This is a genomic window from Stenotrophomonas sp. GD03654 (genome assembly GCF_029845105.1).
Classification (GTDB): domain Bacteria; phylum Pseudomonadota; class Gammaproteobacteria; order Xanthomonadales; family Xanthomonadaceae; genus Stenotrophomonas; species Stenotrophomonas africana.
In genome coordinates, this window is the sequence record NZ_JAOCLC010000002.1 from 83,641 (window position 1) to 95,358 (window position 11,718).

Consider the following 11,718-nt stretch of genomic DNA (forward strand, 5'->3'; position numbering starts at 1 on the left):
CGTGCACAGCATGGTTTCACGCATGATGAGGGTTGACGCGCGACGCGGTTACCGCGACACCTTGATCTGCGTCAGCCGTCCCCCGGACGCCCTGGCATGCGGTACGCGGAACATTGCACCAGGTTGCACGAGTTCGGCCTGCTGCATCATCTTGGGCCACCACTCCAGAAGCCGCGCTGCGCGGTCGTAGTGGTTGAACGTGCTCCAGCCCTTGGCCAGAACGAATACGGTCAGGCCGAGGCGTGCGATCGCCTCGCGCTCTGCGGGCTTGCGATGATGATGATCCTGGGTAACGTGTACGCGGATGCCACGCTGGGTGGCCACGTCGAAGAGCTCCAAGTCAGTAGTGCCGGGCTTCACGAACTCCCTTACGTGGAAGACTTCGTGTTCGTCCGTTCCTGCAATGGCGTCGATGGCCCGGGCCAGCGCGGGCGGAAGATTCTCATCGATCTGTGCCTTCAAGGCGCGGCTCGATTCTCGAACTGCAGTGCCTTCTTCACCGCAGTCAGAGGCAGGTCATATAGCCTGGCCACGCGACGCTCGTCGCCACCTTCGGCACGCAGCGCCTCGACAATGGCGATGGTAGGAACGCCCGATTCGTAAAGGATGGGCTGACCAAAACTGCGCTGTGGATCAAATACCACCGCGCGGGAGCCCCTCAGTGGGAACCATCGTTCGGCACGATCATCGATGCCCAGTTCGATGCCGTCACGCAGTGAAGGTGCGATGACCTTGCGCATCACGTCCTGGCGCTTCACCACATCCACCAGTGCAGCATCGCCGCTGTCGCCCACGAGCTCCATGAAAATGCGGCGCCCATCGGTCTTGAAGCTGGTGCTTGTGAAGGGATATTCCTTGCCGAGCCGCTCGTTCAGCTCGGCAATGGTTCGCCGCACCAGGTTGAGTGGCACGCCACATGCGACGAATGTGCGGACGAAGCGGAGCTCGATCAGATCGCGAAAGCCAATGCCGTCGATCTCTGAATCGGCCCATTGCGACTTCCACAGGGGAGGGTGGGCTTCCGGATGCCCATGCTTCCGGCCCTGGTAGCCCTTCAGCCAACGGCGCAATTCCGACGAGCTACCGCCAATGAAGCGCGCGGCATCGGCGTAGGAATAGAGACCGACGCCGAGGCTGTCCTGTGCTGGCAAGGCGATACCCATGGCAGGGAGTCTACTCAATCCGAATGGAGCTGGAGTACAGAGCCACATTCTGCGCCCTGCGGGACTCATAAGCTGAGAACGGGGACACGCACGGGCGAATCTGCCCGGTGATTGGCAGGCCGAAACCGACAAGAAGATGGCGCGCCCGGAGGGATTCGAACCCCCGACCAATGGCTTCGGAAGCCACTACTCTATCCGGCTGAGCTACGGGCGCGTTGTAGAACCGCCGCGCCGTCGGCCAGTGCCGGGGCGGGCATCGCAGCGCCATGAGGCGGTGCGGGACGGGCATTCTATCCAGTTTCGCCGAACAAATCTCCCCCCACGGGCAAAGCCCTGCCGGAGGCGCAGGAGTATCCTATCGCCATGGCTGATACCCCCCTCATTTCGCCGCAGTCGCCGGCGACGCCGCGTTGGCGGCATTACTGGAGTCTGATGCGCGCTGATCGCCCGATCGGCACGCTGCTGCTGCTGTGGCCCACCTGGTGGGCGTTGTGGCTGGCCGCAGGCGGCCTGCCGCCGCTGTGGACGCTGTTCGTGTTCACCGCAGGCGTGTGGCTGACCCGCTCGGCCGGTTGCGTCATCAACGACTACGCCGATCGCTGGCTCGACCCGCACGTGGAGCGCACCAAGTCCCGCCCGCTTGCGACCGGCGCAATCAGTGGCCGCGCCGCGCTCGCTCTGTTCGCGCTGCTGATGCTGGTGGCGTTCGGCCTGGTGCTGACCCTGAACGGGCTGACCATCGGCCTGAGTTTCATCGGCGTGTTCCTGGCCGCCAGCTACCCGTACCTGAAGCGCTACACCCATCTGCCACAGGTCTACCTGGGCATGTCGTTCGGCTGGGGCATCCCGATGGCGTTCGCCGCCGTGCAGGGCGAGGTGCCGATGCTGGGTTGGCTGCTGTATGCCGGCAACATCCTGTGGTCCACCGCCTACGACACCTGGTACGCCATGGTCGACCGCGAGGACGATCTGAAGATGGGCTCGCATTCCACCGCGATCCTGTTCGGCGATCTCGACCTGGTCATCCAGGGCGTGCTGTACGCGCTGTTCCTGGCCACCATGGCGCTGGTCGGCGTGCGTGGTGGGCTGGGTGGCTATTACCTGGTGGGCGTGGCCGTGGCCACCGCGCTGGTGGTGTACGAGTTCTGGATCTGCCGCAACCGCGAGCGCGGCCCGTGCTTCAAGGCGTTCCTGCACAACAACTGGGTGGGCGCCGCGCTGTTTGCCGGCATCGCCGTGGACCTGGCGCTGCGTTGAGACGCGCAGCCGAGCGTGGGCTCGGCTCTACAGGTGGCCCCCCCCGAAACCGGATATCCGTAGCGCCCGAGCCCATGCTCGGGCGGCGGCGCACAGCGCCGGGCCTTCCGCCGCCTACGACCAATAGGTGGCTGACAGCCTGCACCCCACCGCCCAGAATCGATCCATCGAACCTGGGAGGGTAGGCGATGGCCTCGACGGCAGCAGTACAGGACGGCTGGATGGCGCGCGCAGCGTTGCGCTCGGCCGCCTGGGCGGAAAAGTGGTTCCCCGATGCGTACGTGTTCGCGGTGCTGGGCGTGGTCATCGTCGCGCTGGCGGCGATGGGCTTCGGCTCGACCCCGCAGGCCACCGCCAGCGCCTTCGGCGACGGCTTCTGGAGCCTGATTCCCTTCACCATGCAGATGGCCTTCGTGGTCATCGGCGGCTACGCCGTGGCGACCGCGCCGGTGGTCGCTCGCTTCATCGATTTCCTCGCCCGCGTGCCGCGCACCGGCCGCGGTGCAGTGGTGTACGTGGGCCTGGTCAGCATGCTGGCCTCGCTGCTCAGCTGGGGGTTCTCGCTGGTGTTCGGCGGCCTGCTGGTGCGTGCGCTGGCACGCCGCACCGAGCTGCGCATGGACTACCGCGCGGCCGGTGCTTCGGCCTACCTAGGGCTGGGCGCGGTGTGGGCGATGGGCCTGAGCTCGTCGGCCGCGCAGCTGCAGGCCAACCCGGCCAGCATGCCGCCAGGGCTGGTCGAAATCACTGGCGTGCTGCCGTTCACCGAAACCATTTTCCTGTGGCAGTCGATCGCGCTGACTGCGGTGCTGATCCTCGTCTCGCTGCTGATCGCCTGGTTGACCGCACCGGCCGCCGGCAGCGCTCGCACCGCTGAAGACTTCCCCGGTGCCGCGCAGGCCGAACCGGAGCCACTGCAGCAGCGCACGCGCCCGGGCGAGTGGCTGGAATACAGCCCGCTGCTGACCGTGCTGCTCTCGCTGCTGGCGTTCGGCTGGCTGTTCAACGAGTTCGCCAACAAGCCGGTGGTCACCGCCATCGCCAACCTCAACACCTACAACTTCCTGTTCATTTCGCTGGGCCTGCTGCTGCACTGGCGACCGCGCAGCTTCCTCAACGCGGTGGCCAAGGCGGTGCCCAGCACCACCGGCGTGCTGATCCAGTTCCCGCTGTACGGCGGCATCGCGATGATCCTCACCCACGCCGCTGGCGGCGATGGGCAGACGCTGGCGCACCGGCTGTCGAGCCTGTTCGTGCACGTGGCCAGCACCGATACCTTCGCGCTGGTGATGGGTGTCTATTCGGCCGTGCTGGGCTTCTTCGTGCCCTCCGGTGGTGGCAAGTGGATCATCGAGGCGCCGTACGTGATGCAGGCCGCCAACGAACTGAAGGCGCACCTTGGCTGGGCGGTGCAGGTCTACAACGCCGCCGAAGCGCTGCCGAACCTGATCAATCCGTTCTGGATGCTGCCGCTGCTGGGCGTGCTGGGGCTGAAGGCACGCGACATCGTCGGCTTCACCTTCATCCAGCTGCTGGTGCACATTCCGCTGGTGCTGGGTCTGTTGTGGCTGCTGGGGATGACCCTGGCGTACGTGCCGCCGGTGATGCCCTGAATGCAGCGTTGGCTTCCCTGCGTGAGCCGGGAAGCCAGCCTCGTTCAGCGCGTGTTTCCGGCTGCGAACGCCATGAATGCGTGCAACGCCGATGACGGCATGAGCACATGCCGAACCCGCATGAATCCTTCAGCCGCTTGTGCCACAAGGGCTTCTGCGCGTTCATTCACAGGCGTACACACAGATGTAGCCGCCCACCCACGCGTGATTAACCATTCGCTGCAGACGATGGCCACGTCCACCGCATTCCGCGAGTGGCTTTGGAGATCGGACATGGCACAGCAGAACCAGAACCCGAACCAGAAGCAGCAGGGCCAGCAGAACCAGCAGGATCAGCAGCAGGGCCGTGGCCGCGACCAGCAGCAGCAACAGCAGCAGGAACAGCAGAAGCGCAACCAGAACCAGCAGCAGGGCGGCCACGACGAAGAAGAATGATCGCGTTGCGCGTGCAACGTGACCGGCGAAGCCCCGCCCCGTGCGGGGCTTTGCTTATTCCAGCACGCCGATACGCTGCAGCACCGGCGCCGCCGACATGTCGTTCGGATTGGTGCCCGGCTGATCCTGCGGCACGTCCATGCCCATGCCGCGGTAAAGATCGACCCAGTGCTGGGCGATCTGCCCGGTCTGCGGGTTGCGGAAGTTCATCGGCTGCAATGCGAACACGCGGTGCGCACGGAACGCACGCTCGATGAAGTCCGAGCAGTAATAGCTGTCCTCGTTCAACACATACGACGTGTTGTAGGGCTTGCCCAGCATCGTGCGCGCGGTGGCGACCGCATCCTTGATGGCCGCCTGCTGCGGCGCGCGCAGGCGATAGACCACGATCTGCCGCTGCTTGGCTTGGGCGTCCTGCTGGAACTCGGTCAGCGATTGCCGGCGTGATCCCTTCTCGTCGGCGTGCAGCACCTCCCAGCCCTTCGGCGCCGAGGCGACCAGGGCGACGTGATCGAAGCTGGGTGCGCCCTGCGTGCCGGTGGCATCGTCGATGGCCGCGCTCAGGCCGCTGCGGCCGGCAGTGACGAACAGCAGGTCGCCTTCGTGGACATCGACGGCCAACGCCACGGCCGGCCACAGGGCGGGCAGCAGCAGGCCGATCAGGAGCAGGAGGCGATGCATGAGGACTCTCGGACAGGCGGAATGCCGGAATTGTAGGGTGCGCGGTAGCATGGAGCGACCGGACCGGATTCAGGATGAGCCCATGCGTCGATACCCTTCTCCTGCACTGCTGGTGCTTGCCTGCGGCGCGGTGCTGGTTGCCTGCACGCCGGCGCCGCAGCCACCACAGACAGCGGCCGAAGCCGTGACTGCCGCAGCGGCGCCGGCGACCAGCGCCACCGAGCCCACACCTGTGGCTGCGGCCAGTGAATGCCCCTACCCGGAATTCGATACGTTCCTGAAGCATTTCGGCAACGAGATCACGCTGCAGGAAAAGGCCACGGCCGATCCGCTGCTGGACAGTTACATCGATGCAGAGGCCGAGCCGGAACCGCGCAAGGTGGAAAGCCGGTTGGCGCTGGCCGATGTGGAGTGGCCGGTGATGCCCGATCCTGCCGCGTTGTCCGGGCAGGGCCGCGAAATGCAGGTCAGCCTCCTGGCCGACGGGCAGCGGCAGGTGCAGATCCGTACGCCGGACAGCAGCGACCAGCAGACCTACACCTTTGCTCAGACGCCGTGCTGGACGCTGGTCAAGCGTGAGGACGAGTCGATCTGAAGCCTGATCCGGCACAGGCGCGGCGGGCCAGTGACTGCTAGTCTCGATCCCTGGTCCAGGCAGGGAGACGCCGATGCAGGCTTTCAGGAAGCACGCCACCACCGCCGTCGCCGCCGTATTGGCGATAGCCCACTTCAGCGGCGCCCAGGCACAGCCGGCGCATGCCGATGATCGCGCCTACTTCGCCAATGCCACCGCCGAACAGGCCGCGCGTGACGCGCTGGGCAAGCGCGTCGAGGCCCTGCAGCAGGCGTCCACCCTTGCACCCGCGGAACGCTTCCGGCAGGCCGAGATACTGGAGGCGCAGTGCCTGCGCCATCACGGCTACCTGCACCTGCAGGCCGCCCGCACTGCGCGTGATCAGCGTCCGGCGCAGGCGCTGGATCAGGTGACGGGGCTGTGCAGCCGCATTGCCCGCAGCGGCCGCGCCGCTCTGCGCGAGGCGCCCGCAGATGCGCCGTGGGCAGCGCCCTATGCCTTCCTGCGCGCACGCGCGTTGAAGGAGTCCGCCACCCCGGCCAACGCCGCGCTGGATGAGGCCGTGGAGGCACTGGCCGATCCGGCGCTCGACAGCTTCGCGCGCCTGCGCGGGCAGATCCTGCGCAGTGCCGAGTACCCGCAGATCGAGCACGGCGGCCGGCACTGGGACACGGGGCGCGACAAGCAGGCGCTGGCCCAGCAGCCCGACCGCGCGCTGCGCGAGGCCGGCTGGAAGGGCTATTGGCAGGGGCTGCACTCGCGCCGTGAGCCGATGGCTTCGGTGCTGCTGGGGCTGGTGCAGGTGAATGATGCTGCCGCACGTCTGCAGGGCGATGGCTCGGCACCGGCGCACGGCTACCAGCGCATGGGCCTGGATACCGCCGTAGTGGATGCAACGCTGGTGGCCATCGAACAGCACGCGGGTGACCGCCGCGCCTACCAGGAGATGCTGCTGCACCACGCTGCGCGATCGGGCATCGCTGCGCCGCAGATCTGGGATACCACGGTGCCCGATGCCGGCTACACGCCCCCGGTGCTGACGCTGGCGCAGCTGCGCGACAACGCCGCCGATGCCATGCAGCACCTGGGGCCGGCGTACGTCGCCGAACTGCGCGCACTGCTCGATCCGGCCAACCAGCGTATGGATCTGGCCACCGAACGCGGTGACCGCAGCCAGGACGCGTTCCCGGTGAGCGCTCCCGGTGTGCCGGCAATGCTGTTTGTTGGCGTGCGCCGTGGCGATCTGGACAGCGATGTGGAAATTGCGCATGAAGCTGGCCATGCCATGCATGGCGAGTGGATGCAGCGCGGTCATGCGTCGCCGCTGCAGCGCAATGGCAGCCCGTGGCTGACCGAAGCGTTCGCGATCTACAACGAGCTGCGCTTCCGCGACCAGCTGTACCAGCAGGCACAGGACCCGCGGGCCAAGGCCTATTACCTGAAGTCGCTGCTGGACGACATGGTGCTGCAGCTGTTCACCTCTTCCGAGGAAGCGCAGCTGGAGCAGTCGATCTACCAGGGTGTTGCCGCCGGCACGCTGGGCACCGCCGACGACCTGGACGCGCTGACCGGGCAGGTGCTGGCGCGCTTCGGCCAGCAACCTGAGCGCTACCCTCAGCTGCGCAACACCTGGATCGGCAAGCGCCTGATGTATGAAGACCCGAACTATCTGGTGAACTACCTGTACGCAGGGCTGCTGGCCGTGCAGCTGTACGTGCAGGACCAGCGTGACCCCGAAGGCTTCCGTGAGCGCTATCTTGCCGTGCTTGGCGAGGGCTTTGATCGCGCACCGAACGCGCAGGTGGCGCAACTGCTGGGGCACGCGCCCGACTGGGCGGCGCTGGTGGATGCCGACCTGCAGGTGTTCAACCAGACGGCGGCACAGCTTCAAGCGCTGCATGCGCGGATCGAGGCAGGGCAGGGTACGTGAGCATGCTGCGCGCAGGACAGCAGACCGCAGCCAGGACGTGGCTGTTGTTGCTGCTGTGCCTGCTGCCGATGGCGGCACTGGCGGCAATCCCGGTCCCCGCGCTGGACGATCCCGTGGTGGACACTGCCAACGCGCTGTCCGCTGAAACCCGCGCCACCCTGCGCAGGCAGGCACTGCAGCTGCAGGTGCAGAAAGGTGCGCAGCTGCAGGTGCTGGTGGTACCCAGCGTAGGCAACGAGGGCATCGAGGCCTACGCACAGCGGGTGTTCGATCAGTGGCAGCTGGGTCGCGCCGGTGTCGACGACGGTGTGTTGTTGCTGGTGGCGGTACAGGACCGCCGCGTACGCATCCAGACCGGCTATGGCCTGGAAGGTGCGCTGCCGGACGCGTACGCCGCTCGCATCATCGACAACGCGATCGTACCGCGCTTCCGTGAGGGCGATTTCGATCAGGGCGTGCTTGATGGCACGACGATCATGGTGGCGCTGATCGAAGGCGAGGACCTGCCTGCATGGGAAGCGCCGCCGGCCAGCAATGTGCTGCCTGCGGACTGGCGCCGCGCAGACTCGGTGGTGGCGTTGACCCTGCTGGCCGGCTTCCTGGCCGGGCTGTGGCGCTCGCCGCCGCCCCTCCCGCCAGCGAAGACCGAGGACGATTTCAGCGGAAGCCGTCGGGAGCGGCGGCGCAAGGCACTGGCCGCCAATGCGTCGGCACCGAGGCCGAGCTGGCCGACCTTGCCGGCCTGGGGGCGTCCGATGCTGCTGACAGCGGTGGTTGCCGCAGGGGTGCTGTCCGTGGCGTTGCTGTTGCCACGCCACCTGCTGGCGGGCCTGTGCTTCGTGATGGCGCTGGGCGTGCCGGTGGCGGCCCTGCTCGGCTGGTGCTGGCGTCGCAGCCGCGGGGTGCGCATCGTCCTGTGCGGCATGCTGGTACTCAGCATGGTCTTGCTGGTACAGGCGCTGCTTCGTGGCCAGCTGCCACCGAGCCTGGCCCGGCACCTGCTGCTGCAGGCCGCCGCGGGTGTTGTCACCCTGATGGTGTTCCTGCTGGTGCAGGCCTGTCGCGCACGCTGGAAGAAGAACCGCAGCAGCTTCGTCGTGCGCATGACGGTGCTGGTGCTGTTGACCCTCGGTTATGTCGGGGGCGCGTTGCTGGCGATCCATCGTGCCGAAGGTGACGATCCACGGCTGCTGGCGATGATCGTGTCAGGTGTGTGTGGCGTGCTGCTGTACTTCGTAGGGTTGTTCACCATGTTGCCGGGCGAGCGCGCACGTGGCCGGGTTTCGTCACGCCGCGAACGCAGCGCGTCCAGTTCGTCATCCAGCAGTTCGTCGTCGAGCAGCTCCGGCAGCTGGTCCGGAGGCGGTGGCCGCAGCGGCGGAGGCGGCGCGTCCGGCAGCTGGTAGCTCAGATCGCCTGTACCCGCCAGCCGAGTGCAGCGTCCTCCACAACGCCCGGGCCGGCCACGTCGCCGACCTGCAGCAACAGGCCCTGTGCATTGGGCAGGTCCTTCTGCTCGGGGAACCAGCGCCGGTCCGCAGCGACCACGATCAGCAGGCCCTCGTCGTCGCCCATCGGCGCGAACTGCGGCGAAGGCAGGCTGATCGGTTGCAGGCCGAACCGCAGGCTGGACTGTTCGCGCACAGCGTCGACATCGTGGCTGGGCAGGCCGACCTCGCTCAGGCAGGTCAGTTCGCCGCCGTGGAAGGCGCCCTGATGCGTACTGTCGGGCAAGCGGCGGCGCCCGATCAGTTCCAGGATCAAGCCATCGGGGCCGGTAAAGTACACCGACTGCGACTGCCAGCTGCTTTCCAGCGCGAAGTAATCCAGCCCGGCCGGATTGCGCTGCAGTGGCGTGCGTTCACGCAACCAGGTCATTGCCTCGCCGAAGCGGTTGTCCGGTACGTTGAAGGCCAGGTGCACGCCTCCGACCGGACGTCCTTCACTGGGCTGCAGTTCGATCGTGCTCCAGCCGATGTGCACATGGATGCCGACCACGCGCTGCTGCAGCACATCGCGGAAGTAGCTGGCCACGGCACCGACGTCGGATACCGGCAGAGTGAGGTGCAGCAGGCGCATGATCGATCCTCCGTGGACACCTCCACTGTAGCGCCGGGCGCAGCGCGGTGGCCACTAGCGCAGTGAGTGGTCGAAGAACCGTATCGCTGCGTCCACTGCCTGCGCGTGGGTCTGTGCCTTTGGCACCGACGTAGTGCACAGCTCCTGCAGCCGCTGCTGCCCGGTCGCGGTGCACGCGGCCAGGAAATCATAGTGGCCCACATCGGCCAAGCGCTGCAGTTCCGCGCCCGGAATCAGGGCCCCGGCGGCCGCGCCATTGGTCTGTGGCGGCGCAACCGTGTCAGCCTCACCCAGCACGATCGACACGGGCAGCCGCAACGAGGACAGCTGCTCGGGCGCGAAGGCCTGGATGATTGCCGGAGCCAGCAGGAATGCCGCCCGCACGCCGGGGATCGCGCGCGCGTCGTTGGCCTGCGAGATCCATGGCGCCAGTGCGGGAGAGGCCGCAGCGGCAACGCGCGCTTCCATTGAGTGCGTTGCGGCTTCCTGTTGAGGCCGGCAGACGCCGTCATCCGGGTGTGCGCGGCAGAAGGCCAGCAGTCGCTGCAGGTCCGGTCGTGCACCGGCTGCGAGCAGCGCGGTGTAGCCGCCGGCCGAGAACCCGGCAACACCCAGGCGTTCAGGATCAACATGTGGGCCCAGCACTGGATCGGCCCGCACGGCCGCCAGCGCGGCGCACAGGTCATCCGCACGCAACCAGCTCAGGATGCTGCCGGGCAGGGTCATCTCGTCCACGCCGTTGTTGCCTGGATGATCGACCGCGATCACCAGATACCCGGCCCGCGCCAGCGCAGTGCCCAGCCAGCCCATCATGCGCGCACTGCCGCCGTTGCCGTGCGAGAGCAGCAGCGTTGGCAGGCGATCACCCGCGACGGGAGCCTCCATCGCGGCACGTCCGACGTCGAACAGCGGCGCGTCGGGCGGGCCGATGGTCAGCGCGGTTTCCCGGCTGCCGGCCAGCGCTGGGTACCAGACCGTGTAGCGCAGCGCGTCGTGGTGCTGCGCATCGCGCACAGCCGCGCTGGCCACCGTGGTGGCGCCGTGGCGCTCGCCGGCCGCCCGCGTCTCGCTGGCATCGGCCACGGCAGTGGAGACCATGAGGATCATTCCCAGCACAGCGGCCATCATGCGCATCTTCAGTTCCTTGTCAGTTGGGACGTTCGTCGACTGGCAGCCAGATCTCCACGCCGCCGTTGCCGGTGTGCTCATCGAATCGGGCGTCGTAGCGTTCCAGATCCGGTGCATCGGCAAGGCTGAGGTTGGAAGCAGGAAGATAATGATCCAGCAGCCAGAACCAGGTCGAGCGGATGGTCGAGATGTGCGCGCCGTGCCAGGCCACCAGATAGCGACGCGGCGGAATGTGCACACTTTGCCAGTGCGCAGGCACGCTCGGCACCACGCTTGCCGGCAGTGCGGCGATGTAATCGAAGCCGCCATCGTCGTCGCTGTTGCAGCACACACCGAAGCTGATCGGTGCCGGCTTCGGCCATTCGCGGTTGAGCTGCGCCCATTGGCCGGGAATCGCGCCGCCACTGTCGCGGGTATGCCGCATGCCGATGCCCACCACCTGGAAAGCGGGCGTGTCGAGCAGCCGCGGCGCTTCACCGCAGGGCACCGGCGCATCATCCACGCGGATCGCCTGTACCAGCGCCAGCCCATCGGTGCCCTGTTCGCGTACGCGCTCCGGCGTCTGCCCGAACTGTTCACTGAAGGCGCGGGTGAACGCGGCATGGGTGGTATAGCCGGCCCCCAGCGCGACCTGCAGGATGTCGCCCGCGCCGTTCGCCAACCGCTGCGCGGCAGCGGTCAGGCGCCGTCCCCGCAGATAGCGCACCACCGAGGTGCCAGTGCGGGCCTGGAACAGGCGTGACAGATGGAACGGCGACAGCCCCGCTGCGGTGGCGATATCGGCCAGCGCCAATGGCCGGTCCGCATGGGTTTCGATGTACCACAACGCCTTGCCCGCCGCGCTCATCTGCCTTTCCC

General features: G+C 67.2%; 12 protein-coding genes and 1 tRNA gene. 6 read left to right on the forward strand and 7 right to left on the reverse strand.

Annotated features, from left to right (window positions below; genetic code table 11):
- Positions 1-48: 48 nt before the first annotated feature.
- From N5J73_RS01490 to N5J73_RS01500, 3 genes are all read right to left on the reverse strand, one after another.
- Complete coding sequence (locus N5J73_RS01490; protein ID WP_049444304.1) at positions 49-462, reverse strand: DUF5615 family PIN-like protein; 414 nt, start codon at positions 460-462, stop codon at positions 49-51.
- Positions 459-1,163: a hypothetical protein gene (locus tag N5J73_RS01495; RefSeq protein WP_049444306.1), complete on the reverse strand. Its 705-nt coding sequence runs from the start codon at positions 1,161-1,163 to the stop codon at positions 459-461. Before N5J73_RS01495 ends, N5J73_RS01490 begins: the two co-directional genes overlap by 4 nt.
- Before the next feature lie 137 nt (positions 1,164-1,300).
- Positions 1,301-1,377: transfer RNA gene (locus N5J73_RS01500), tRNA-Arg, on the reverse strand.
- Positions 1,378-1,526: 149 nt separating this feature from the next.
- Here N5J73_RS01500 and ubiA point away from each other — a divergent pair.
- The 3 genes from ubiA to N5J73_RS01515 all read left to right on the forward strand — a co-directional run bounded on the left by ubiA (position 1,527) and on the right by N5J73_RS01515 (position 4,468).
- Positions 1,527-2,420 carry a 4-hydroxybenzoate octaprenyltransferase gene (gene ubiA / locus N5J73_RS01505; protein WP_049444309.1) on the forward strand — a complete coding sequence of 298 codons (894 nt, stop codon included), beginning with the start codon at positions 1,527-1,529 and terminating at the stop codon, positions 2,418-2,420.
- A gap of 188 nt (positions 2,421-2,608) precedes the next feature.
- The gene (locus tag N5J73_RS01510; RefSeq protein ID WP_170935760.1) at positions 2,609-4,033 is read left to right on the forward strand and encodes a TIGR00366 family protein; all 1,425 of its coding nucleotides are present in this window, start codon (positions 2,609-2,611) and stop codon (positions 4,031-4,033) included.
- Positions 4,034-4,306: 273 nt separating this feature from the next.
- Entirely contained in the window at positions 4,307-4,468 is a 162-nt protein-coding gene (locus N5J73_RS01515; RefSeq protein WP_010482135.1) for a hypothetical protein, read from the forward strand.
- A 54-nt stretch (positions 4,469-4,522) separates the two neighbouring features.
- Here N5J73_RS01515 and N5J73_RS01520 read toward each other — a convergent pair whose 3' ends face one another.
- The gene (locus N5J73_RS01520; protein ID WP_049444313.1) at positions 4,523-5,149 is read right to left on the reverse strand and encodes a YiiX/YebB-like N1pC/P60 family cysteine hydrolase; all 627 of its coding nucleotides are present in this window, start codon (positions 5,147-5,149) and stop codon (positions 4,523-4,525) included.
- Positions 5,150-5,231: 82 nt separating this feature from the next.
- Between N5J73_RS01520 and N5J73_RS01525 the strand changes: the two genes are divergently transcribed.
- From N5J73_RS01525 to N5J73_RS01535, 3 genes are all read left to right on the forward strand, one after another.
- Positions 5,232-5,744 (forward strand): hypothetical protein, encoded by a 513-nt coding sequence (locus N5J73_RS01525; RefSeq protein ID WP_049444315.1) that lies wholly within the window; start codon positions 5,232-5,234, stop codon positions 5,742-5,744.
- Between the two features lie 73 nt (positions 5,745-5,817).
- Positions 5,818-7,653, forward strand: a complete 1,836-nt coding sequence (locus N5J73_RS01530; protein ID WP_049444317.1) for a M3 family metallopeptidase — start codon at positions 5,818-5,820, stop codon at positions 7,651-7,653.
- Positions 7,654-7,655: 2 nt separating this feature from the next.
- On the forward strand, positions 7,656-9,059 hold the full coding sequence (locus N5J73_RS01535) for a TPM domain-containing protein (protein ID WP_049444319.1): 1,404 nt from the start codon (positions 7,656-7,658) through the stop codon (positions 9,057-9,059).
- Position 9,060: 1 nt separating this feature from the next.
- Here the strand turns inward: N5J73_RS01535 and N5J73_RS01540 are convergent, their stop codons facing one another.
- The 3 genes from N5J73_RS01540 to N5J73_RS01550 are packed head-to-tail and all read right to left on the reverse strand — an operon-like array spanning position 9,061 to position 11,707.
- Positions 9,061-9,732, reverse strand: coding sequence for a VOC family protein (locus N5J73_RS01540; RefSeq protein ID WP_049444321.1), 672 nt, complete (start codon positions 9,730-9,732; stop codon positions 9,061-9,063).
- A 54-nt stretch (positions 9,733-9,786) separates the two neighbouring features.
- On the reverse strand, positions 9,787-10,866 hold the full coding sequence (locus N5J73_RS01545; RefSeq protein ID WP_049444323.1) for an alpha/beta hydrolase: 1,080 nt from the start codon (positions 10,864-10,866) through the stop codon (positions 9,787-9,789).
- A gap of 13 nt (positions 10,867-10,879) precedes the next feature.
- Entirely contained in the window at positions 10,880-11,707 is an 828-nt protein-coding gene (locus tag N5J73_RS01550; protein WP_049444325.1) for an AraC family transcriptional regulator, read from the reverse strand.
- Positions 11,708-11,718: the final 11 nt, after the last annotated feature.

Bases quoted from the DNA above. Each gene is read 5' to 3' on its own strand.
- N5J73_RS01495 (WP_049444306.1), bottom strand. From the start codon at position 1,163: ATGGGTATCGCCTTGCCAGCACAGGACAGCCTCGGCGTCGGTCTCTAT.
- ubiA (WP_049444309.1), top strand. From the start codon at position 1,527: ATGGCTGATACCCCCCTCATTTCGCCGCAGTCGCCGGCGACGCCGCGT.
- N5J73_RS01510 (WP_170935760.1), top strand. From the start codon at position 2,609: ATGGCCTCGACGGCAGCAGTACAGGACGGCTGGATGGCGCGCGCAGCG.
- N5J73_RS01515 (WP_010482135.1), top strand. From the start codon at position 4,307: ATGGCACAGCAGAACCAGAACCCGAACCAGAAGCAGCAGGGCCAGCAG.
- N5J73_RS01520 (WP_049444313.1), bottom strand. From the start codon at position 5,149: ATGCATCGCCTCCTGCTCCTGATCGGCCTGCTGCTGCCCGCCCTGTGG.
- N5J73_RS01525 (WP_049444315.1), top strand. From the start codon at position 5,232: ATGCGTCGATACCCTTCTCCTGCACTGCTGGTGCTTGCCTGCGGCGCG.
- N5J73_RS01530 (WP_049444317.1), top strand. From the start codon at position 5,818: ATGCAGGCTTTCAGGAAGCACGCCACCACCGCCGTCGCCGCCGTATTG.
- N5J73_RS01535 (WP_049444319.1), top strand. From the start codon at position 7,656: ATGCTGCGCGCAGGACAGCAGACCGCAGCCAGGACGTGGCTGTTGTTG.
- N5J73_RS01540 (WP_049444321.1), bottom strand. From the start codon at position 9,732: ATGCGCCTGCTGCACCTCACTCTGCCGGTATCCGACGTCGGTGCCGTG.
- N5J73_RS01545 (WP_049444323.1), bottom strand. From the start codon at position 10,866: ATGCGCATGATGGCCGCTGTGCTGGGAATGATCCTCATGGTCTCCACT.
- N5J73_RS01550 (WP_049444325.1), bottom strand. From the start codon at position 11,707: ATGAGCGCGGCGGGCAAGGCGTTGTGGTACATCGAAACCCATGCGGAC.